At 58.1% G+C, this 22452-nt stretch carries 21 protein-coding genes; 6 read left to right on the top strand and 15 right to left on the bottom strand.

What is annotated here, in order from left to right:
• Positions 1–32: 32 nt before the first annotated feature.
• Both A3709_RS01120 and A3709_RS01115 read right to left on the bottom strand, forming a co-directional pair.
• Positions 33–929 (bottom strand): NAD(P)-dependent oxidoreductase, encoded by an 897-nt coding sequence (locus A3709_RS01120; protein ID WP_066048744.1) that lies wholly within the window; start codon positions 927–929, stop codon positions 33–35.
• 73 nt (positions 930–1002) lie between these two features.
• A complete protein-coding gene (locus A3709_RS01115) occupies positions 1003–2526 on the bottom strand; it encodes a hypothetical protein (protein WP_066048741.1) in 1524 nt (507 codons plus the stop codon).
• 170 nt (positions 2527–2696) lie between these two features.
• Here A3709_RS01115 and A3709_RS01110 point away from each other — a divergent pair, with 170 nt between their 5' ends.
• Positions 2697–3563, top strand: a complete 867-nt coding sequence (locus tag A3709_RS01110; RefSeq protein ID WP_066048739.1) for a GNAT family N-acetyltransferase — start codon at positions 2697–2699, stop codon at positions 3561–3563.
• Positions 3564–3803: 240 nt separating this feature from the next.
• Here A3709_RS01110 and A3709_RS01105 read toward each other — a convergent pair whose 3' ends face one another.
• Genes A3709_RS01105 through A3709_RS01095 form a run of 3 tightly spaced genes read right to left on the bottom strand, consistent with a single transcriptional unit; the run spans position 3804 to position 6687 of the window.
• Entirely contained in the window at positions 3804–4850 is a 1047-nt protein-coding gene (locus A3709_RS01105) for a TRAP transporter substrate-binding protein (RefSeq protein WP_066048737.1), read from the bottom strand.
• 17 nt (positions 4851–4867) lie between these two features.
• A complete protein-coding gene (locus A3709_RS01100) occupies positions 4868–6193 on the bottom strand; it encodes a TRAP transporter large permease subunit (RefSeq protein WP_066048734.1) in 1326 nt (441 codons plus the stop codon).
• The gene (locus A3709_RS01095) at positions 6193–6687 is read right to left on the bottom strand and encodes a TRAP transporter small permease subunit (protein WP_102106088.1); all 495 of its coding nucleotides are present in this window, start codon (positions 6685–6687) and stop codon (positions 6193–6195) included. The genes A3709_RS01100 and A3709_RS01095 overlap by 1 nt, the downstream gene beginning before the upstream one ends.
• A gap of 163 nt (positions 6688–6850) precedes the next feature.
• On the opposite strand from A3709_RS01095, the gene A3709_RS01090 reads away from it, so the two are divergent.
• A complete protein-coding gene (locus tag A3709_RS01090; RefSeq protein WP_156507512.1) occupies positions 6851–7345 on the top strand; it encodes a regulatory protein RecX in 495 nt (164 codons plus the stop codon).
• Positions 7346–7354: 9 nt separating this feature from the next.
• Here A3709_RS01090 and egtD read toward each other — a convergent pair whose 3' ends face one another.
• The 4 genes from egtD to A3709_RS01070 all read right to left on the bottom strand — a co-directional run bounded on the left by egtD (position 7355) and on the right by A3709_RS01070 (position 11534).
• On the bottom strand, positions 7355–8389 hold the full coding sequence (gene egtD / locus A3709_RS01085) for an L-histidine N(alpha)-methyltransferase (RefSeq protein ID WP_082849794.1): 1035 nt from the start codon (positions 8387–8389) through the stop codon (positions 7355–7357).
• A complete protein-coding gene (gene egtB, locus A3709_RS01080) occupies positions 8341–9636 on the bottom strand; it encodes an ergothioneine biosynthesis protein EgtB (RefSeq protein ID WP_231871064.1) in 1296 nt (431 codons plus the stop codon). The genes egtD and egtB overlap by 49 nt, the downstream gene beginning before the upstream one ends.
• On the bottom strand, positions 9624–10424 hold the full coding sequence (locus A3709_RS01075; RefSeq protein WP_066048728.1) for a PhzF family phenazine biosynthesis protein: 801 nt from the start codon (positions 10422–10424) through the stop codon (positions 9624–9626). Before A3709_RS01075 ends, egtB begins: the two co-directional genes overlap by 13 nt.
• Before the next feature lie 84 nt (positions 10425–10508).
• The gene (locus A3709_RS01070; RefSeq protein WP_066048726.1) at positions 10509–11534 is read right to left on the bottom strand and encodes a TIGR03617 family F420-dependent LLM class oxidoreductase; all 1026 of its coding nucleotides are present in this window, start codon (positions 11532–11534) and stop codon (positions 10509–10511) included.
• Between the two features lie 222 nt (positions 11535–11756).
• Here A3709_RS01070 and A3709_RS01065 point away from each other — a divergent pair, with 222 nt between their 5' ends.
• Positions 11757–12656 (top strand): transporter, encoded by a 900-nt coding sequence (locus tag A3709_RS01065; protein WP_066048723.1) that lies wholly within the window; start codon positions 11757–11759, stop codon positions 12654–12656.
• 26 nt (positions 12657–12682) lie between these two features.
• Positions 12683–14629, top strand: a complete 1947-nt coding sequence (locus A3709_RS01060; protein ID WP_197484019.1) for a redoxin domain-containing protein — start codon at positions 12683–12685, stop codon at positions 14627–14629.
• A gap of 28 nt (positions 14630–14657) precedes the next feature.
• Here A3709_RS01060 and A3709_RS01055 read toward each other — a convergent pair whose 3' ends face one another.
• From A3709_RS01055 to A3709_RS01045, 3 genes are read right to left on the bottom strand one after another with little or no spacing between them, the layout of a single operon-like run.
• Positions 14658–15908 carry an acyl-CoA dehydrogenase family protein gene (locus tag A3709_RS01055; protein ID WP_066048720.1) on the bottom strand — a complete coding sequence of 417 codons (1251 nt, stop codon included), beginning with the start codon at positions 15906–15908 and terminating at the stop codon, positions 14658–14660.
• A 15-nt stretch (positions 15909–15923) separates the two neighbouring features.
• Positions 15924–16679 carry an SDR family NAD(P)-dependent oxidoreductase gene (locus A3709_RS01050; RefSeq protein ID WP_066048717.1) on the bottom strand — a complete coding sequence of 252 codons (756 nt, stop codon included), beginning with the start codon at positions 16677–16679 and terminating at the stop codon, positions 15924–15926.
• Between the two features lie 9 nt (positions 16680–16688).
• The gene (locus A3709_RS01045) at positions 16689–17453 is read right to left on the bottom strand and encodes an SDR family oxidoreductase (RefSeq protein ID WP_066048714.1); all 765 of its coding nucleotides are present in this window, start codon (positions 17451–17453) and stop codon (positions 16689–16691) included.
• A gap of 131 nt (positions 17454–17584) precedes the next feature.
• On the opposite strand from A3709_RS01045, the gene A3709_RS01040 reads away from it, so the two are divergent.
• Together A3709_RS01040 and A3709_RS01035 are read left to right on the top strand one after the other, a co-directional pair.
• The gene (locus A3709_RS01040; protein WP_066048711.1) at positions 17585–18484 is read left to right on the top strand and encodes a LysR family transcriptional regulator; all 900 of its coding nucleotides are present in this window, start codon (positions 17585–17587) and stop codon (positions 18482–18484) included.
• A gap of 71 nt (positions 18485–18555) precedes the next feature.
• Positions 18556–18993: a YtoQ family protein gene (locus A3709_RS01035; protein WP_066048708.1), complete on the top strand. Its 438-nt coding sequence runs from the start codon at positions 18556–18558 to the stop codon at positions 18991–18993.
• A 26-nt stretch (positions 18994–19019) separates the two neighbouring features.
• Here A3709_RS01035 and A3709_RS01030 read toward each other — a convergent pair whose 3' ends face one another.
• The 3 genes from A3709_RS01030 to A3709_RS01020 all read right to left on the bottom strand — a co-directional run bounded on the left by A3709_RS01030 (position 19020) and on the right by A3709_RS01020 (position 22451).
• Positions 19020–20726: a class I adenylate-forming enzyme family protein gene (locus A3709_RS01030; RefSeq protein WP_066048705.1), complete on the bottom strand. Its 1707-nt coding sequence runs from the start codon at positions 20724–20726 to the stop codon at positions 19020–19022.
• Positions 20727–20738: 12 nt separating this feature from the next.
• The gene (locus tag A3709_RS01025; RefSeq protein WP_082849792.1) at positions 20739–21368 is read right to left on the bottom strand and encodes a TetR/AcrR family transcriptional regulator; all 630 of its coding nucleotides are present in this window, start codon (positions 21366–21368) and stop codon (positions 20739–20741) included.
• A 129-nt stretch (positions 21369–21497) separates the two neighbouring features.
• Positions 21498–22451, bottom strand: a complete 954-nt coding sequence (locus A3709_RS01020) for an XdhC family protein (RefSeq protein WP_066048702.1) — start codon at positions 22449–22451, stop codon at positions 21498–21500.
• Position 22452: the final 1 nt, after the last annotated feature.

Here is a 22452-nt window from a genome sequence, read left to right as displayed (position 1 = left end):
CATCATCTCGAGCTTGTTCCCAACTGATACAGCTACCTGGGTAAATACGTTTCCACTACTGCTTCGATAGCAGCTGCAATATTGCCAGTTGAGTAGTCGAGAGGCGCATTTTCAGGCGTATACCTGACCTCCGCATTGCGGCCCGCGTACATAATCATATCTGGCAGCAGTGGGTGCTCATCCCGGCTCACAGCCAGTGTTTGGGCATTCCCAGCCTCGCGGCAGAACGCTTCAATGTATTCTTGCCAGCTCCAGTACTCATCCCCCACCAGGTAGGCCTTGCCGGCTACTCCATGCAGTAGAGCTCCTTCCAGAGCCTCTGCCAGTGACTGTGCAGTGATGTGAAATACCCCACCGTCCGGGGCAATCGGCGTCAGGCCTTCGATCAATCCAGCGGCATACTGGGTCATTGCTGCAAGGTGTGCGTCTACAACACCTGGAAACGTACCGATGATGAAGGGCGGATTGACCGTGCATACAGAAAAGTCGTCATCAGACATTTCGCGAATGGCTTTGTCTGCGTGATAGCGCGATTGTACGTAGCTATCGCTTTCGATTTTCTCAGGGGCTACTTGTGGGTAGTAGGTGCCAAGGTAGGCAGCTCGCTTGATACCGGCCTGTTTGGCGCAATTGAAGAAGCGTGGAATGGCCTCCGTATTGGCTCGATGGAAGAAGGCGGCGGGATCTTCACCTTCGGGCAGCATACGGATATCGGCACCCGCTGCGAAGATCAGCGCGTCGAAACCACGCAGCGATTCTACGTCTATCTTGCTGTCGATATAGTCAGCGCAAATATGTGCAAACTCAGCCAGCGCCGGGTTGGACGGTGCTGAGCGCGACATCAATGTGATCTGGTGGCCCTTGGCGCTGAGGTGTCGGGCGGTGGTTGCCCCCGTCAAGCCGGTACCGCCAACGATGAGAATGTTCATGATGTCCCGCTCCGGTCGTAATCGTATTGAAGGTGTATTGTCAGCTGCTATTGTGTTTCACCCTGCGCTACGGTCACGTGCTCAGGGTGTAGTGCAGGCTGTGATCCTGCTCTCCCGGCTGAACGCTGATGCTTTTCCCAACCAGTTCCTCGTTCAATGACTGTTGCACTGTCACCTGGTCGGTGGGCGCGCTGCTGCATACGAAGCGCTGTCCTGATGGCGTCTCGGCCAGCGCGGTAACATCCGTGACTGCGCCGCCGCGAAAGTTGATGGAGTAACTGACGACAATGCCTGAGTCGGGTTGGGTGGCGCGTTCACATTTGGGCGCAAACTCAGAACCTATCTTCGTGTTCGCTGCCGACCAGTCGACCGTACTGGCAGTACCGGAAAATATGCCCGTGGCATGTTTGGTAAGAAAGCCACCATTGGCATGCACCAAGGCAAACTTCCCGGGCGCTTTGCGCAGTTGCCAGACGGTTTCTGCCAGCCCGTGCATGCTGTAGTTGTTGCCGGGGCCACCAAAGAAGGGCAGGCCGCCGGTAAGCGTTAGAGGCAGGGAGCCGTCTGCGGGCAAGTGCAGGTGGTCGCTGATAGCAGTGACAGCACAGGGGAAGCAACTGTAAATGTCGAACATGTCGATGCTGTTATGTGAGCGGCCAGCCATAGCCAGTGCAGTATCGAGAACATGGCCCGCTACCACAGAGCCACCCAGTGTCGGGCGTACGCTCACGTCGACATCCGTTCCTTCCGCGGCCCCGTGCATAAATATCCAATTGTCCTCGGGAATGCCGAGCTCGCGTGCCTTCCTCACACTGGTAAGCAGTAGCGCAGCGCCTTGATTCACGCTGTCCTGGGCAATCATTCGCTTGGTGTAGAGATGAGTAAGCAGGTCTGCCTGGAGAATGTCGTCGGCAGACTGTGCCCCCGGCCACTGGGAGTAAGGGTTGTGGGAGGCGATCTCACTGAAGGACGCCATGAGCCTGGCAGATTCCGCCAGGTAGCCCTGGCGATCCTGCCCCATGGCGGTGCGCCGGGCCTGTTCTATAAGGGTGTAGTAGTGCAGCGGCATGACCATGCCATTGGCCAGTTCTTGTGGGTCCGGGAAAATATTCCCAATACCACGGTCTTCCAGAGGCTCGTCGTAATCTTCAGCCCAGTCGAGCGCAAGGCCCTGCTTTTCGGCCTTGCGTTGGTTGCGCAAGGCCTCGGCGCCTGCCAGCAGCACCATGTCCCTGTCGCCCCGGGCTATGTCGGCGAAAAATTCCATCAGCAGTGCCTGTGGCTCGTTGCCGCCGGCCTGTGAGTAGATGCGGTGGCGGGGCTTGGCGCCAATCGCCCTGGCAATGGATTCGGGCGGGTTATTACTGCGTCCCAGGTTGGCCTGCCACGCAGGTGCGATATCCGAGAACAGCCGAATCATGGCAATGGTGTCGATACTGTCTGCAATGCCCTGCGCGCCGGTATCCTTGACGGCCATGGCGGCAGCCTGGGCAGCCATGCCGACGTGTGACGTGCTGCCAGCGTCGCGTTCAACGCTTTGCCCGGCCCCCACGATAATGGGTGTATTGGTGGGGAGTTTCGAAAGTTCTACAGTCACTACGACTAATCCTTAAACACGTTTTGCAAAACACCCAATATAAAGGCAGCGGCAGCGATGTGACAGAGGTGCTGGTGAGTTTTTGTGGGCCGGGGAGGCCGCCAAATTGCAACTCACCTGAACATGTTCCACACTGAATCTCGCGCACACAATGTTTAAGGAGTACCACTATGTCCGAATCGTTGACGGTCAGGCCAATGGCAAGAGCGGAAGTGGATACACTGGTGGAGTGGGCCGCACTGGAAGGCTGGAATCCCGGCTTGCAAGACGCCGACATTTTCTGGGCGAACGATGCTGACGCCTTCGTCGCCGCTGAGATAGATAACGAGGTCATAGGGGGCGGTGCTATTACCTCCTATGGTGGCGCTTATGGATTTATGGGCTTCTTTATCGTGCGACCCACGCATCGCGGTCGCGGCCTCGGCGATCAATTGTGGCATGCGCGCCTGAACCGATTACGGAAAAGGCTCGATGTCGGTGCCACCATTGGTCTGGATGGTGTGTTTGATATGCAGCCTTATTATGCCAAAGGCGGGTTCAAGTTTTCCCATCGCAATTTACGGTATCAATTGGACGATGGTGCGCGTTGCTCGCCTGAGGTGGCGACTGAAATCGTCGCCCTGGATGATATAGCCATGGCCGAGGTTGAGGCCTATGACCTGCGGTGCTTCGGGTTTCCCCGTGACGCCTTTCTGAGCCGCTGTATAGCCCAACCGCAGGTGAAGGCGTTGGGTTGGTACGACGCCGGCGAGTTGAAGGGCTATGGCGTTCTGCGCCGCTGTCTGGAAGGCGCCAAGATTGGGCCGCTATTCGCGGACAACGCCGATATTGCGCGGGGATTGTTTACTCATCTTTGCGCGACAGGTGCGGGCGGCCCTGTGTATATCGACGCCCCTGAGAATAATCCCGCTGCCATGGCGTTGGTCAAGGAATTCAATATGACCGAAGTGTTTGGCTGTGCGCGCATGTACATTGGCGAGCCACCGGCGGTTGAGNACGATAAGATCTTCGGGATCAGCACGTTCGAGCTGGGTTAAGGCGGTATTCAGAATCTTGAGTTTCAATAGAGACTGATTACGCGATAGGCATCGATTACCCACGCGACCCGGTTGGCCATTGCCGACCAGCGGTGTGAACAACTTATGCGAACAGGCATATGAGCAAGCAGGCTTATCAGATACATTCCCCATCAAGCTCTACCGTGATTCCTTCGATCCCGCTCCGTTTGCCCGGGAGTTCGGCCTGGCTGAATAAAGCGGGCTCGAGGGTCAGCGGACTCAGGAGTAGCGATACGGGCGCCCAGCCTTTTGCATATCTGCGTTATAGCGTTTGAAGATATCGACCACCTGTTTCTTGGTGGCCGATTCCGAAGCCACCTGGTCCCAGAATTTGACCGCGGCGGCCTCTACCTGGGCCCACTCCTCGTCGGGAATGCTGGTGAGCTCCATCTTGGTGCCGTGCACGCGCAGTGAGGCTTCGCCGCCCCAGTACCACCACTGGCGGTAGTAGTGCGAACTGTCCATGGTGAGCTTGAGCAATTCTTTGAGCCGGTCGGGGAGCTTGTTGTACTGGTCCATATTGGCGTAGAACGAGCCGGCCCAGGCCCCGGAGATATTGTTGGTGAGAAAGTAGTTGGTGACATCTGCCCAGCCCACCGTGTAGTCCTCGGTGATGCCCGACCAGGCCACACCATCGAGCTCGCCGGTTTGTACGGCTACTTCAATGTCTTCCCAGGGCAGGGTGACAGGGATCACACCAAACTGGTGCAGAAACCTGCCAGCGGTGGGGAAGGTGAATACGCGTTTACCTTTCAGGTCAGCCAATGAGCGAATGGGCTCCTTGGTAGCGAAGTGGCAGGGGTCCCAGGCGCCGGCGGACAAATGTTTCACTCCGACTTTGGCGTACTCTTTATCCCAGATTTCATTGAGACCGTATTGATTAAACAGTACAGGCACATCCAATGAGTAGCGGCTGGCGAAGGGGAAGTAACCGCCAAACACGGTGACCTCGGTGGGTGATGCCATGGAGTCATCGTCGGATTGCACGGCGTCGATGGTGCCCTTTTGCATGGCGCGGAATAATTCGCCGGTGGGCACGAGCTGGTCCGCAAAGTACAGCTCAATCTGCATTTCACTGCCGGCGATCTTGTTGAACGATTCGATGGCGGGTTTGACCACGTGCTCTGCCAGAGCAGGCCCGGCGTAGGTTTGCATGCGCCATCTGATGGTGGTTTTCTTGTTGGCGTGCACCGCCGGTGCGCCGAAGGCCGCTGCACCTGCGATACCCATGCCGGCTTTGCCAATGAAATCTCGTCGTGTCGTCACATCAGTCTCCAGGTTGCTTATCCTTTGTTGTAAACCGTCTCTGGCAGCCAAAGGGCGAGCTGCGGAAACAGCATCACCAGCGCCAGCGCTGCCACCATAATCAGTACAAACGGAATAATGGAAATATAAATATCCCGTAGTGAAATCTCTGGCGGCGCCATTGCTCGCATTAAAAACAGATTGTAGCCAAAGGGCGGCGTCATGTAGGCGATCTGGGTGGTGATGGTGTAGAGAATGCCATACCAGATCAAATCAAAGCCCAGCATGCCTACCAGCGGCACATACAGTGGTGCCACGATGACCAGCATCGCGGTGTCGTCCAGGAAAGTGCCCATGATCAAGAACGACAGCTGCATCAGAATCAGGATCACCCAAGGGTTGAGGCCCAGCTGATCGGTAAACAGCATCTCGATGGCGCGCACGGCGCCCAGCCCATCAAACACCGCACCAAAGCCCAGTGCCGCGAGAATAATCCACATAAACATACAGCTGATGGCGAGTGTCTGGCGCACCGAGGTTTCGAACACCTGGCGATTCATGCGGCCCTTGAGTACCGCGGCCAGCAGGGCAGTGAGCGCGCCTATCGCCGAGCTCTCCACCAGGCTGGTCCAGCCATTGATGAAAGGCACCATCATGGCGGCAAAGATGATTATGGGCAGCGCGCCGGCGCGCAGCAGGCGAATTTTCTCGGCCAGTGGCACATTGCGCTCCTCTTCGCTCAGGGCCGGCCCCAGCTCGGGCTGCAGTCGGCAGCGGGTGGCAATGTAGACGATGAACATGGCGGCCATAATGAGTCCGGGTACAACGCCTGCCAGCCACAGTTGTCCCACTGGCTGTCGAGCAATCATGGCGTAGAGCACCAGCACCACCGACGGGGGTACCAGAATGCCCAGGGAGGAGCCCGCCTGGATAACGCCAGTAACCATGCGTTTGTCGTACCCTCGGCGCAGCAACTCAGGTAATGCAATCGTTGCGCCGATGGCCATGCCCGCCACTGACAGGCCGTTCATGGCGGACACCAGAATCATGAGCAGTATGGTGCCTACCGCCAGGCCGCCATTGAGCGAGCCCATCCACACGTGAAACATGCGATAGAGATCGTCTGCCAGCTTTGACTCGGACAGCACATAGCCCATGAAAATGAACATGGGTAAAGTCAGTAGCGGATACCATTTCATCAGTTTCATGGTGGCCGCATAGGGGATGTCGGAGCCGCCGGTGCCCCATAGTGACAGCGCAGCGATGGCGGCCACGGCACCGATTGCGCCGAATATTCTCTGGCCCGTCATGAGCATGAGCATGAGTGACGAGAACATCAGCAGGGCAATCAATTCGTAGGGCATCAGAGCGTGACTCCCCGCAGGCGAGCAACGTCCTTGAAGAACTCTGAAATGGCCTGTAGCAGCATTAAGGTGACCCCGAGTACGACCACCAGCTTGATGGGCCACATGTAGGGGCGCCACACGGTATTGCTGCGCTCATTGTACTCCAGTGCGTAGCTGGCACTGTCCATCGCGCCGTATAGCAGCACGCCTAGATAAAACATCAGGAATAGAACGGTGAAGGCATCAAACCAGGCTTTGCGGCGATCCGACCAGCGGTGGTAGAACAAATCCATGCGCACGTTGGCGCCCATTTGCATGGCGTATGGGCCGCCGAGCATGTAGTAGGCCACCATGGCGAACTGGGCCATTTCCAGGGTCCATAGTGACGGCAGGAAAAAGGTTTTGGAGATGGAGGACCACAATAAAATGGCGATAATGGCGAAAATGCCGTACATCACAACGCGGCCCAGGCGATAGTTGATCGCATCAATGATTGCGACGTAGCGTCGCATGAACCCTGTCAAAAAAGCCCCCGGTGGCAGTCGTCTTGTTGCTGTTATTGCCCTCTGAAAATCTAGAGTACTAGAGATCAGGAGCACGCCCTAGCGAATTTTCGACCACACTCCGGCCGATTTAGCAGTTGAAGCCGGGTCTGTATGGATGTACAGTTTTTGTATGTCTGAACGTTGGCAACAAGATGAGGATGGCGGTGGCGAATTTGATCAGCTGACGGCCATTAACCCGAATGATATCCGTATTGCGGCAATGGACTTGCTGGCCCGCCGCGAGCATACACGGCGGGAACTCAAGCAAAAACTGCTGAAGCGATTTAAAGCGGATGACCTGATCGAGACGCAACTTGATCGGCTCATTGAAGACAACCTGCAGTCGGATGCTCGCTACGCCGAGAGTTTTCTGCGCCAGCGTATGAGCCGTGGCCATGGCCCGATGCGGATTCGCCAGGAAATGCGCCAGAAAGGCATTAGCGATAGCGAGATTGCGCTCGCGATGGAGGAGGAAGCGCCTGACTGGTTTGCGCTCGCTGAAGCTACCTACCAGCGCAAGTTCGGTGCCTTACCCCCGGAAGACATCAAGGAAAAAGCCAAGCGCAGCCGCTTTATGCAGTATCGCGGTTACGCCCTGGATCACTACCAGCACTTATTAGACTAGCGGCTGACCTCAGCTGGCGGTGAAATACTGCAGGCTGAATAATTGATGTTCATCCACCCAATGTTCCCGCGCGTGCAGGCCTGCCTCGGCGGCGAGTTGGGCAAAGCTCTCTACCGTGTATTTGTAGGAGTACTCAGTGAGAATTCGCTCGCTCTCTTTGAAGTCGAAGCTTTGGCCGCCGATCACTACACTTTGACGCGAATCACTCTCCAGATGCATTTCAATACGATGTTCTGATTCGTTGTAAAACGCGATATGTCGGAACCGCTCGGGATCGAAATTGGCCCCGGTCAGTGTGTTGATGTTGCTCAGGCAGTTGCGGTTAAAGGCTGCTGTAACACCGGCGGCATCGTTGTAGGCGAGGTTCAGGATGGCGGGGTCTTTCTGTAGGTCTACACCGATAAGCAGCCCGCCGTTGTCGCCGATAGTCCTGCGCACGTGGCGTAAGAATTCAACCGCCTCTGCCGGTGTGTAATTGCCAATGGTCGAGCCAGGGTAGAACACCATACGTGGAATGCCATCCAGATTGTCGGGCAGTTGGATGTCCGCCTGCATGTCTGCGGCCACAGGGTGAATGGGAATATGCGGGAATTCGCTCTGTAGCTGCTGCGCTGCGGCAAACAGGAACTCGCGGGAAATATCGATGGGTACATAGCATGCCGGTGCCAGTGCCTCAAGCAGCAGGCGTACCTTGGCGCAACTACCGGCACCAGGCTCCAGGAGTACCGAGCCGCGACCTGTGGCACGGGCGATATCCTCGGCGAATCGCGTGAGTATGGTGATCTCGGTGCGCGTGGGGTAGTACTCGTCGAGTTGGGTGATCTGGTCGAACAACTGTGAGCCGTACTCGTCGTAGAAGTACTTGGGGTTAATGTGGCGAGCCTCTGCATTCAGCCCAGACTGGATCTCAGCACTGATGGCGTCATCGCTTGCCTGCTCTGCACTCGATGCCAGAGTACTGGCGCTAGCCTGTGCTATGTCGCTGTCCGTCAGGTTTAGGATGGCTCGCTCTCCCTGGCAAGGCGTACGCCCGTGAATTGCCATTGGTCTGGTGGGTAAAAGAAATTACGATAACTGTGCCGGTAGTGCCCCGGACTGGTGGCGACGCTGCCGCCGCGCAGCACTAATTGATTCGCCATGAATTTGCCGTTGTATTCGCCAATGGCGCCCTCGGCGGTGCGAAAGCCCGGGTAGGGTGAATACGCGCTGCTAGTCCATTGCCAGAGTTGGCCAACAGGCGAGACGGACACAGGGTGCGCGGTTTCGTCTGCAGCTGCCTGCTTGGCGGAAGCGGCTCCCAGCTCCCATTCAAACTCTGTCGGTAGCCGGCACCCCTGCCAACGGGCAAAGGCGTCGGCTTCATAGGCCGAGAGGTGGCTGGCGGGGCGGTGCAGGTCCAACTCGACGAGGCCGTGCATCGTGTACTCCAGCCAACCACCATCGCGTTCAACCCAGTATAAGGGAGCGGTCCAGTCCGGGCGCTCCAGACGTGTCGCCCAGCCATCGGCCAGCCATAACTCCGGTCGATGGTAGCCGTTGTCCTGAATAAAGGCGAGGTACTCACCGTTGGTCGAAAGCCGGTCCGCTATGCTGAAACGCTCGACATACTGTTTGTGGCGGGGTAGTTCATTGTCGAAGCAGAAGTTGTCATCGTCGTGCCCGAATTCGTGTAAACCTGAAGGGAACGTTTGCCACTGCAACGGCGCTGCAGTTGGCGCGGTCGGTAGCGGGCTCGCGTTATATGCCGGGTAGAGGGGATTCTGGAACCAGTTGTACTTTAAGTCAGTAAAGAACAGCTCCTGATGTTGCTGCTCGTGGTGGCAGCCCAGTTCGGTTCGGTTCAGCACGTCTTCGGCAGCGGCCAGTGGTGTGCCGGCGAGCAGTTGCAGCATCGCTTCATCAACGTGCGCTCGATAGGCGTAAATCTCCTCTACCGTGGGCCGGGACAGCAGGCCGCGTTGATGGCGCGGGAACTGGCTGCCGACGGCGTTGTAGTAGGAGTTGAATAAATACTCGTAGTGGTCATCGAATACGCGATAGCCCGGCATGTAGGGCTTGAGCAGAAATGTCTCGAAAAACCAGGACGTGTGGGCGAGGTGCCATTTGGCCGGGCTGGTGGATGCCATGGCCTGTAGACCGTAGTCTTCAATGGCTAGCGGCTGGCAAATCTGTACGGAATACTGCCGCACGCCGGAGAACAGCTCGGCCAGCGCCAAGGCCTGCTGTGAGGCAGAAACCTCCCCGGATTGAGCGCGGGGCGATTCAACCATGTCCAATTCTACGCTTGCCATGGGGTCGGGAGATCCTTGTCATCGACCAGTCGGATGTTGCCGCTAATAGCTACACTATCATCTGTCTTGCGAGCCGTCATCCTGCCACCCGTGGGTGAACATTGGATGACATCGAATACGGCTATGTTACTCAGTGTATGCAGGTGGGGAATCAATACCCGGAGCACCGAGCCTGTCGCGCCATCTTCATCGTTGCCATATTGCGGTGCGAAGTATCTCACCCGAACCACGGTCGGCTTCGCTGAATCTGACTGCCAGAGCAATACCGCCCGCCGGGTGTGGTGGCTAATCGTCTCTATATCGACGGATAGTTCGCCGAGATCGTGCTCGGCGGGGAGTTCCAGCAGGAGATAACCATCGGCATTGGCGGTGGCCGCGGCTGCCTTCGGCGCTATTGCTCGATTGCTGCTGTCACGTGCCAGCGTGTCAGTCCATGCCGGAATCGGTGTCGTTGCGGCAATGAGTTCAGGCAGGTACAGCCAGAGGGTTGAGCCGCCGGTCGGGTTGGGCTCGCGCTGAGCCCACACGCCATTGCCCAGCTCTGCGCGAGTCAGGGCCTGTGTATCAAGAAGTTCATGGGCGGTTGCCAGCAAGCCGTGTCCGCAGCACTGTATCTCGCGATTGTGCTGCTCACAGCTAACCTGGAAGCGGGCGTTGCCGGAGGTCGTGGCAACGCATGTGGGAAGCTCGGTGTTAGCGCGCCGGTCGTGCGCAGCCGCTGAAGTCGTGACACCGGCGAGATTGCCCTGTCGCTGCGGAAGTTCGTGGAATACCTGGTACAAGCGCATAGTGGTGGGCTTGTTTGCTGTTAAATACTGCCAGCTTACCGAGCCGCTGCCATGAAAGCGAGCGCTGCAATTGCCTGGTCTCGCTCAGCACCTTTGCAGTGCGCTGATCGCCTTTGCTGCCAGTCCATCATCGGCAGGGTTGTCCGGCATGGGGAAGGTGATACGCCGGGTGAGATTAGCGTAGCGGTTCTGGTAGGTATCAACGATCTCACTATAGGTGCCTCTCGGCACAAACGCCGCCAGCATCTCGTCCGTCACTATGTCTGGCATTGCCTGCCAGTTGCCGGCGCGGGTCATGTCCAATAATTGCTGGCCTTTCGCCTCCCAGCCGAACAGTTCCAGGCTCGGCCAGTAAGCCGGAGTGGAATAGAGAAAGCCAAGCAGATTGCGTTGCTTTTCCCACTGCGCAGCGACCGTTGCTTCGTCTTTGCCGGTGGCGGTCAGCGGCCCGAGTACGAGCTTGAAGTCATCTCCGGTTTTGCCCGCCTGCTCGAAGCCGCCCTGTAGCCGTGGCAGGCAGACGTCACGAATGTACTCCGGGGACGTATTGGTGGGATGGGTAATCATGCCGTCGGCGATGCGACCTACCATACGGGTCATGGCGGGTCCCACCGCACCACACAGAATAGGGATGTTGGGATGATCGATAGGGCCCGGATTGAAGAATGGTTGCAGGCGGGTCAACTGGTAGTGATCGCCCTCGAAATTCAGACGATCCCCGGTCTGGAAGCTATGGAAAATCGCTCTCAGTGCCTGCACATATTCCCGCAGCTGCGGTACCGGCGAATCCCAGCGTGCGGAATAGCGCTGCTCGATGTTCTGCTTGATCTGGGTACCAAGGCCAAGCTCGAACCGACCGCTGGACATTTTTTGTAGATCCCATGCGGCGATGGCGATAATCATCGGACTGCGCGGGAAGGCCAGCAATACACCGGTGCCAACCAGCAGTGTTTCAGTGGCGGCCAGCGCCATGGCAGACAATAACAGGCCGTCGTGCACCGCATCAGGAACATGGAGGCCGTCGAAGCCCATGGCCTCCGCGCGCGCTGCATGCGCGCCTATTTCGCCGGGGCCCATATTCTCTGGCGTAGTAGCAAATACCTGGAACACAAATTGTCCTCAGTGTTGTTCAGCAATTGAGGATTCTAAATCGACGGGGCAGTTAATGCAGTGAACCAGCAGACTATTTTTATTCGAGACGGGCTGATCGAACCATCCTAGTTTCGCCTCATGTCGGGATACTCCTCTTGTCGATGTTATTTGAGAGCGAAGCAAAGCGTGACACGCTATAGTTAGTACTCATTATTGGCAAGCAGGGAGCGGGTTGTCAGTATGCGGCTTACGATCGCGACGGGGTGTGTTGTTTTTCAGCTGTTGCTGGCGGGGTACGCGTCCAGCCAGGCACTTGAGCCTCGCAGCTTCAACAATATTCCCGTCGGGGAGACGTTTTTGTTGGTGGGCCTGGGTCGTTCCGATGGTGATTTGAGTCCTTCGCCGTCGTCACCCTTACAGGATGCCGAGCTCACCATAGATGTTGGCCTGGTCGGGGTTTCCCATACCTTTGCCCTGGCGGGCAGTTCATCCAAGGTCGACTTTGTGGCCGGACGTACCTGCTATGAGGGTTCCGCTATCTTTATGGGTGAATTCGCTGAGGGGCGGCGCTGTGATTACACGGATCCAAATCTCAAGCTCACCTGGAATTTTTATGGTGCCCCTGCCATGGGTCTGGAAGAGTTTGGCGGCTGGCAGCAGGGATTAGTCGTGGGGGCCAGCGTGGCTGCGCAGCTGCCCTGGGGGAGTTACAGTTCCGAGCAATTGATCAACGCCGGTGCCAATCGCTGGAAAGTGACGCCCGCTCTGGGTGTGACCTGGCGCACGGGTCGTTGGCAGTGGGAGCTCAAGGGGCAGGTGAGTGTGTTCGAAGAAAACGATGATTTCTTCAACGGCAATACCATTGAGCAGGATCCGCTCTACCAGGTGAGTGGGCACTTGATTCGCTTGCTGGGTAAAGGACGCTGGGTATCACTGGATGCGAACTACTTCGCGGGTGGCCGCACCGACGCCAATGGTGAACGCCAGGATGATCGCCAGGAAAACTCGCGTCTGGGAATTACGTTCTCTATGCCCTTCACCCGGCATCAGAGCCTCAAGTTATATGCCAGTCGCGGTGTACTCACCCGGATCGGCAACGAGTTCGACACCTTTGGTGTCGGTTGGGTCTATCGCTTATGAAAAAATTAGGGATTGGAGTTACTGGCATGTTGTTTTCACGTCTGGCCCCGTTGTTGGTCGCATTGGTTTCTCTACTGGCGCAACCCGCTGCTTCCGAAGGTATGCGAGTCGATGATTTTGTGCTGCTCGATCAACAGGGTAATGCACATCGCATGCACTACCACGCGGACGCGCCGGCGATTGTGCTGATTGTCCATGGCAATGGCTGTCAGATCATTCGCTCCACCATGCCCGACTACAAGGCCCTGCGCGATAAGTACGCGGGCGAAGGCGTGCAGTTCGCCATGATTAACAGCAACCTGCAGGACACCCGCGAGAGAATTGCTGCTGAGGCCGCCGAGTGGGAGGTGGATTTCCCCATTCTGGTGGATGAAACACAGGACATTGGCCGTTCCCTGGCACTGACCCGCACCGCCGAGGTGATCGTGGTCGATCCGAAAACCTGGCGTATGGTGTATCGCGGTGCGGTGAATGACCGGGTGCACTATGAGCGCCAGAAAGATGACGCGGGCGAGCACTACGTGGCCGAGGTACTCGACGCCATGATTGCCGGTGACAGTCCTGCCTACCGCGAAGAGCGCTCGCCTGGCTGCATTGTGAATATCCAGCCGCAGCAGGCGGATATCAGCTACAGCGAGACCATCGCGCCGCTGCTCAGGGACAAGTGTACGGCCTGTCACGTGGAGGGCGGCATTGCCCCCTGGGCAATGTCCGAGTACCGCATGATCCAGGGTTTTGCGCCTATGATCCGGGAAGTGTTGCGCACCCGGCGTATGCCGCCCTGGCATGCAGACCCTGCAGTGGGCGAGTGGCAGCACGACGGTGGGCTGTCCAGTGAGGATCGGTCTGTATTGATTGCCTGGCTTGAAGCGGGCGCGCCCCGCGGTGATGGCCCCGATCCGCTGCGCGATATTCCTCCCCGCCAGAATGACTGGACCCTGGGCGAGCCGGACCTGGTGATTGAGGTGCCGGCGTTTGAGGTGCCTGCGACCGGCACTGTTGACTACCAGTTTCCCCAAGTGGCCAATCCGTTGGACGAGGGCGCCTGGGTGGTGGCGGCCACGGTGATCCCTGGCGACGCCCAGGCAGTGCATCACGTGCTTATGGGTACGGTGAACGAGAAGATCAACGTGGAGGATGCGGACGAAGAGGATATTTTCGAGAACTACATCATGGGTTATGCACCCGGCAATGAGAGTGCATTTATGCCTGAGGGCACGGGTGTCTATGTCCCGCCGGGTGCCTACTATACGTTCCAGATGCACTACACACCCTATGGCAAGGCGTCGACGGATGTCACGCGTATCGGGCTGTATTTTGCGGAGGAACCGCCAGCGCAATTCCTGCGCCAGGAAGTGGTGGTGAACCCCGCCATACGCATTCCGCCCCGCGCGGCGAATCACGAGGAAATGGCGTCGGTGCGCTTCTATCATGACGCCACGTTGTATTCACTAACCCCGCACTCTCACTATCGTGGCAAGAGTTCCACTTTTGAGCTGATTTATCCCGACGGTCGCGAGGAGCTGATTCTGTCGGTGCCGAATTACGACTTTAACTGGCAGCGTACCTACAACTTTGTCGAGCCGATGCAGGTGCCTGCCGGTACCCGGATTGTGCATCGCACAATTTACGATAACTCCGCGAACAATCCGGGAAATCCTGACCCGGATGCAGAGGTGTCATGGGGGCTGCAGAGTGAGGAGGAAATGCTCTACGGTTCAGTCAGCTTTGCCTGGACGGACGAGCTGGCGAGCGAACCTATTCATGACGATCTTCGCTCCGGTGTGTCCCAGTGGGTGGGTTACCTGGACCAGAATCTGGATGGCAAAGTACAGCGCAAGGAAATGTCGGAGCGCATGCGTAAGAACATCGGGTTCAAATGGATTTTCCTCGATCGCAATTTTGATGGCGGCCTCGACCACGATGAAATGGAAGCGATGATCCGGCGGTCGATGGAGAAAGAAGAGGGATAGGCCTCCCGGAGCGGGAGGCCTGCGGCGTTTAGTCGCGAAGGGGCGGCGTGAGGTAGGCGGCGCTGGCGCCGAGCGTCTCGCGGCTCTGCTTGATCTCCATGCGGGCAATACCCTGCAGGTGAACTTCGTCCGGACCATCGGCGAAGCGCAGTGAACGACCCATGGTGTAGATATCGGCCAGGGGGGTGTCCGGGCTCAGGCCCATCGCACCAAACACCTGAATCGCGCGGTCGCTGACCCGGCACAGCAGTTGCGCGGCCATCACCTTAATCATCGAGATTTCCCGACGGGCTTCCTTGGCGCCCACGTTGTCCATCATCCATGCGGCCTTCAGTACCAGCAGGCGCGTGGATTCGATTTCCATACGTGACTGGGCAATCGCTTCGCTCACGGAACCGTGCTGGTACAGGAACTTGCCAAAGCTCTTGCGCTCCTGGGCGCGCTCGGTCATGAGTTCCAGGCACAGCTGGGCAGCGCCAATGGCACGCATGCAGTGATGAATGCGGCCCGGTCCGAGACGGGCTTGCGCCAGGGCAAAGCCTGACCCTTCCTCGCCGAGGAGATTGCTGGCGGGGACGCGCACGTCCTTGAACACGATTTCGCAGTGACCTTCACGCGAATGGTGGTTCATGACCGTGGGTGCCCGAAGAATCTCCATACCGGGGGTGCCTGCCGGTACCAGTATCATGCTCTGCTGCTTGTGCACGTTTTCGTTATCGGGATCGGTCTTGCCCATCACGATAAAGATTTTGCAATCGGGACGTGCGGCATTGGAGATAAACCACTTGCGGCCATTGATGACATACTCATCGCCCTCGCGACGCATCAGCGTAGTGATGTTGGTCGCATCGGAGGAGGCGACGTCGGGTTCGGTCATGGCAAATGCAGAGTGGAACTCGCCGTTAAGCAACGGGTTCAGCCATTTCTCGCGTTGTTCCTCGGTGGCAAACATGTGCAGTAGTTCCATGTTGCCGGTGTCTGGCGCGTTGCAGTTAAACACTTCCGGTGCCCAGCCTACGCGGCCGGTCAGTTCGGCGACCGGAGCATACTCGAGATTGCTGAGGCGGGTGCCGGGCTCGTCATCCTTGAGGTGAGGCAGGAACATGTTCCACAGTCCCTCGGATTTTGCCAGCTCGCGAAGCTCTGGGAGAAACGAGATCTCGTAGCCCTCATGTGCCTCCTCATTGAACTGGCGAATGCGGGGAACAACATGCTCTTCCAAAAAGGCGCTGACGCGCGCGCACATTTCCTGGGTTTTGGGGGAGTAAGTAAAATCCATGATAAATCCTCTCGATCAAAAGGCCGACGTGCCGCCATCAACGGCAATGGTCTGGCCTGTCATATAGCTGTTGTTCGGGTCGATAAGCGTGATCATGACATCGACCATTTCTTCGGGTGAGCCGAGGCGCTTCATCGGGCAGCGCTTGGCGAGCATGCCCTGCATACCTTCGTCTGCCATGCTGGTGACCATGGGGGTGGGGCTGAAGAACGGACAGATGGCGTTTACCCGGATATTTTTGTCGGCGTATTCCACGGCGGCTGTCTTGGTCAGGCCGACCACTGCGTGTTTCGCAGCGGCGTAGGCGCCCAGCATCGGGGCTGCGCCCAGGCCTGCCATTGAGGCCACATTGAGGATGATGCCGCCGTCCTGCTTGAGCATTTGCAATACCTCATGCTTAATGCCGAAGAAGACCCCCTTGGCATTGACGGCCAGGTTGGTATCGAACTCCGCTTCATCAATCTCAATCAGCGGTTTGAACAAGCCGGATATTCCGGCGTTGTTCACCGCGATGTCCAGTTGTCCGAACTCAGCTGTGGCGAGTGCTACCAGCGCAGCGACATCCGCTTCATTGCTCACGTCACAGCGCGCCGTGGTTACGTCGGCCCCACTGTCACGCAGCGGTGCGGCAAGAGCCTCCAGCGCATCCAGGTCCAGATCACCCAGCACCAGGCGTGCGCCGCGGGCAGCGGTTTTCTGCGCCAGGATCTGGCCAAAACCGCCGGCGGCGCCGGTGATCAGAATGACCTTGTCTTGAAATGTATTGTTCATGATCGCCTCTTACAGTGTCAGGCCGCCGTCGACCACAATGCACTCGCCGGTGGTGTAGCTGGATGCGTCGGAGACGAGGTATAGCACAGTGCCGGCCATCTCTTCGGGCTCGGCGTGGCGGCCCATGGGGATGTTCTTGATGGCGTGTTCGTAAATGTCGTCGTTGGTGAACAGGGCGCCGGCAAACTTGGTTTTAGTCAGGCCTGGGAGCAGGGCGTTACAGCGAATGCCCAGCGGTGCACACTCCTTGGCGAATGCTTTGGTCATGTTGATCACAGCGGCCTTGGTGATGCTGTAAATGCCCTGCATGGGGCCGGGCTGCAGGCCGTTGATGGAGGCGGTGTTGACGATGGTGCCGCCGCCTTGCTCGCGCATGAGCTTGCCGGCTTCGATCGACATAAAGAAGTAGCCGCGCACGTTGACCTCAACAGTCTTGTTGTAGGCGCCCAGGTCGGTGTCGAGAATGTGGCCGAAATAGGGGTTGGCCGCGGCGTTGTTTACCAGGATGTCCAGGCGGCCGTGATTGCTCTTAATGGCCGCAAAGGCTTCGGTAATGGCATCCATGTTGCCCACGTGACAGGCAAGGGCTTCCGCTTTACCGCCCGCGGCGACGATGGAGTCGGCAACGGTTTGGCAGTCCTCAATCTTGCGGCTGGAGACGATGACATGGGCGCCGTGCTGGGCCAACAGATGGGCGATCGCCTCGCCAATGCCACGGCTGGCGCCTGTGACCAGTGCGATTTTGCCGCCGAGATCGAAAATATTGCTGCTCATAGTGGGTTCCTCGTACATAAATTGTGCAGTTCAGCCCCGGAGCTTAGATAAGTGCAGTATATTTTTGAAATTTATTGCGTTAATGCTACTGTATAAGATCTGTCTATAGTGAAGACCCAATATCCGCCGATATGCGCCTTAATCGTGTCGACCTGAACCTGTTCGTGGTGCTCGATACCATCTATACCGAACGCAATCTCACCCGCACGGCTGACGTGTTGTGCGTCACCCAGCCCACGGTCAGCAACGCGCTTGCGCGTCTGCGCAAGACCTTTAACGACGAGTTGTTTGTGCGCACGCCCAAGGGCATGGTGCCCACCCCGCTGACGGAAAATATTATTGGCAGGGTTCGGGAATCACTGCAGATGCTCGAGACCTCGGTGCTCGAGGGCGACGTGTTCGATCCACAATCCTGTGATCGCTTGTTTCAGCTCAGCATGAACGACGACACGGCGGCGACCTTGCTGCCGGATCTCATGGAAACGCTGGGTCGAGAAGCTCCCGGCATTAGTGTGCAGAATTACCTGGTGCGCCGCCGTGAACTCTTCTCGGCGCTGGCCTCGGGGCAACTTGATCTGGCGATCGATGTGATCGGCCGGGCCGATCCACAATTGTGTCACGAGCCATTGTTCAAGGAGCGGTATGTCTGCCTGGTGCGCCCTGATCATCCGGACCTGGGTGACAGCATCAGCATGGAGCAGTATCTGGCCATGGGGCATGTCCACGTGAGTAGTCGCCCTACCGGGCTGGGGATTGTTGATGCTGAGCTCAATCGCCTGGGCTATCAGCGCGATATTCGCCTGCGCATGCAGAACCACTACACGGCACCGGAGGTGGTGGGGCGGACGGATCTACTGTTAACGGCCCCCAGTCACTGGGCGCGGCGCACGCAATTGAAGGCGCTGGAAATGCCGCTGGTATTGCCCGGACTGCAGCTTAACCTGATCTGGCATCGCAGTGCCGATAACGACCAGGCCAGTCGCTGGATTCGTGAGAAAATTATGGCCTTTTATCAACAGATACGCGGCTGATGCAGGCCTGTTGAAGCTTAACTGGTGGCGCGCAGCTCCTGCGCGAACGCCCAACTTTGGAGGTATTAATCATGCAATGGACGGTTTACCTGTCCGGTGAAATTCACACCGACTGGCGCGAACAGATTATTGAGGGCTGCGCGGCTGCGGGCCTGCCGGTGAACTTTGTATCACCGGTGACGGACCACACCGCCAGTGATGCGGCGGGCGATGTCCTGGGCGAGGAGGGCAAGTCCTTCTGGCGCGACCACAAGTCCTCCAAGGTCAATGCCATCCGCACCAAGAATCTGATTGAGAAAAGCGACATTGCTGTCATTCGCTTTGGTGACAAGTACAAGCAGTGGAATGCCGCGTTTGATGCAGGCTTTTGCGCGGCCCTGGGCAAACCCTACATTACGCTGCACGATGAAAGCATCGTCCACCCTCTCAAGGAAGTAGATGCAGCCGCGATGGCCTGGGCCGAGGAGCCAGCCCAGGTGGTTGAAGTTCTCAGGTATGTGGTGAGCTAGGCGCGCCGCGAGCGTCTGCCGCCGTATTACTCTGCGTCGTCCACGACCAGAGTGGATTGCAGTTCACGCTTGAGGAACTTGCCCGTGGCATTGCGGGGCAGGGGTGTGTCGGTAATCCAGATGTGGCGGGGAATCTTGTAGGCTGCCAGGTGGTCCTTGCAGAAGGCCCTTACTTCAGCGGCGGTAAAGGTGATCCCCTCTTCAGGCACAATTGCAGCACCAACTTCTTCGCCCAGGCGATCATCCGGCACGGAGAACACTGCGCACTCTTTCACGCCCGGGAACTTGAACAGCGCCACTTCCACTTCCGAGCAGTACACGTTCTCGCCGCCGCGCAGCACCATGTCTTTGGCGCGGTCCACGAGGAAAATAAAGCTGTCCTCGTCGACATAGCCGATGTCACCGGTGTGCAGCCAGCCGTCGACAATGGTCTCGGCCGTGGCGTCGGGGCGGTTCAGGTAGCCCTTGATGACTTGCGGACCGCGAATGCAGATTTCGCCGACCTCGCCGGCGGGCAAGGGGTTACCCTCGGTGTCCACGGCGCGCACGTCAAACACAGGAACAAAGCGTCCGGCAGCGCCGGGCTTATCTTCGAGGAATATGCCGAAGCTGGCGGCGACGATGCCGCTGGTCTCAGTGAGGCCATAGCCCTGTGCGGGCGAGGCATTGCGGCCCTTTTTGGCCACTTTGTCCACCAGGTCAGCCTGGACCGGCGCACCGCCACCACCGAACATCTGCAGGCTTGAGGTGTCGCGCTTGGCGTAATCCGGGTGGGCGATCATCTCGCGGGTCATAATTGGCACGCTGGAAAAGCTGGTGATTTTTTCCGCTTCAACGATGCGCAGGGCTTCCCCCGCATCCCATTTGTACATGTGCACCAGTTTGCCGCCGAGGAAGGTTTGTACCTGGGCGCCACAGTTATTGGTGGTGACGTGGAACAGCGGTGCGGCAATAATCGACGCCTGTTGCTCCGGCGGCGGAGTGAGCTGCGCATCGGGGTCGGCCGCCGCACGCAGTTTGCCCACTGCCGTGACCTGGCTGAGATTGCCAAAGATTGTGGACACAATATTATTAGCGCAACTGCGGTGGGTCAGCTGGGCGCCTTTGGGGCGTCCGGTTGTGCCCGAGGTATAGAAAATACAGACGTCGTCATCGGGATCAATCTGGGCGTCGGGCATTTCAGCCGGGGCAGCCACCACGGTCTCCCAGGGCGTGGCCCATGCAGGCGTCTCGGCGCAGCGTACGGTCACTACCTGCATATCGGGGAACGCATCGCGAATCGGTGTGAAGCGGTCCAGACGCTCCTGGTCGCAGATCAGCATTTTAGTGTTGCTGTCCTCCAGCCCGTACTGTAACTCATCGGCCACCCACCAGGCATTCACCCCCACGGAGACGGCACCTACGCAGGCGATCGCCCAGTAGCTGAGCATCCACTCCGGGTAGTTGCGCATGGCAATCGCTATCCGGTCACCTTCCTTGATGCCGTTAGCGCGCAGCCAGTTGGCGATGCGGGCTACTTTTTCATGGGCCTGGGTGTAGGTCAGGCGTTCGTCGTTGTAGACCAGGTAGTCTTTGTCGTCGTGACCGGCAGTGGAGAGCCAGAATTCGCGCAGGTTGGCCGGAGCATGGGTCCATACTTTCAGGGTCTGGCCGCGCACCTCGGCTTCGGAGATGGCAAACATCTGATCGTCGGCGGTGAGCTCTTCGATGGTTTCTTGCAATACGTCGTACATGAGAATGTCTATTTACCTTTTTGGGTCGAGTTGTTGCCACAGCATTGCCGCGGTCGAATCGCAGAGTTTCTTCAGAGAGGTGGTATCCGTAAATACGCCGTCCAGCAGGAGTCGACTAATGCCGTGCAGGGTGCCCCAGTACATTTGCGAGAACTGTACCGCGTCCACCTCGGCGGCGATCAGGCCGCGCTGCTGGCCTCGCTTGAGGCGTTCGATGTCCTGGCGAAGCACGCCGCGGGCCGTTGATTTGAGTGTAGGAGTAAGCTTGCCGGAGCGCCAGAAATCACTGCCGTACATCAGGTCGTAGTATTCCTGATTGTTGCGAGCGAAATCCAGATAAGCTCTGACCAGGGCGCGGGTCAGCACTTCGCCACCCTGGCCGCGATGTTTGTCGCGCACGTCCTGCATGGTCTGGTTAAAGCGGGCAAAGCCCTCTTCGGCAATCGCACACAGTAGCGATTGCTTGTTTTCGAAGTGATTGTAGGGGGCGGTACGTGAGACCCCCAGATTGGCCGCGAGGGCGCGCAGTGACAGTGCGCTTTCGCCTTCTTCGCGCAGGATACGAGCGGTTTCATCCAGTAACGCCTGTTTCAGGTCGCCGTGATGATAGGCTTTTTTGTCGCTTGAGGGTGGCTTGGCCATAGGGGGTCCAGAGAATTCACTGTGCCACGCTATCACTGCATATTGACAGCGTCAATATGCGCCCGGGGCTTTGGCTTCCGGTACCACGCGAGGTCGCGATACCACTGGGCTGGTAGTGCCAATCTCTATTCAGGTGCTGGCCGCGCGTCGCAACTGGGTCAGCTCTGCCATGATGGCGACAGCAATCTCCAGCGGTGTCTTGCTGCCAATAGGAAGGCCCACCGGCGCGCGTAGTTTTGCAATGGCGCGCTCTTCCAGTTCCAGCGCTCGCAGCCGCTGCAATCGTTTCTCGGTGGTACGCACCGAGCCCAGCGCGCCGATATACCAGGCGTCCGTCTGTAATGCTTCCATGAGCGCCATGTCATCAATGCGTGGGTCGTGGGTCAGGGTGATGACGATAGAGAAGTGGTCGGCAGCATGTTCGCGCACGATGTCGTCGGGCATACCCTGCAGCAGTGGTACATCCGGCCCCATCCATTGGTCGAGCATGGCCTGGCGGGTGTCTGTGACCAGCACCTCGTAGTCCATGGCCAGGGCCAGTTCCGCCAGTGATTGAGCCAACTGGCCAGCACCCACGAGCAGCATGCGCATCCGTGGGCCGAAGCACTGCCGCAGGCTGGTTTCGCGCAATGCCAGGTGAGTGAAGTGGGGCACTTCCCCGGTGGTGCTGATGCCGGTATCGAAGTCCAGGTGACGCTCGATGCAATGGCGCTGGGTAATTGCAGCCAGCGCAGCGTCCAGCCAGGGCAGATCGGCGTCACCCAGTTGCTGTACCAGCACATAGAGGCGCCCACCGCAGGGCAACCCCAGCTTTTCGTTCTCCTCCGGCGATACGCCATATTCGATAACGCGGGGCAGGCTTGCGGCCAGGGCGCCGCCCTGAATACGTTCCAGCAAATCTTCCTCGACGCATCCCCCCGACAGGGAACCCACTAACTCGCCATCGGCGAGGCAGGCGAGCATGGAGCCCACCGGTCTCGGCGATGATCCCACTGCCTGCACAATGGTGCACAGCCAGGGCGAGCGTCCATCTGCGCACCACTGCCGGGTGCGCTCGAGAATATCCAGTTCAAGCGTGCGCATG

The organism is Halioglobus sp. HI00S01 (genome assembly GCF_001635445.1).
Lineage (GTDB): Bacteria > Pseudomonadota > Gammaproteobacteria > Pseudomonadales > Halieaceae > Halioglobus > Halioglobus japonicus.
The sequence above is the reverse complement of the archived record's forward strand: the minus strand, read 5'-3'. Positions and strand labels throughout refer to the sequence as shown.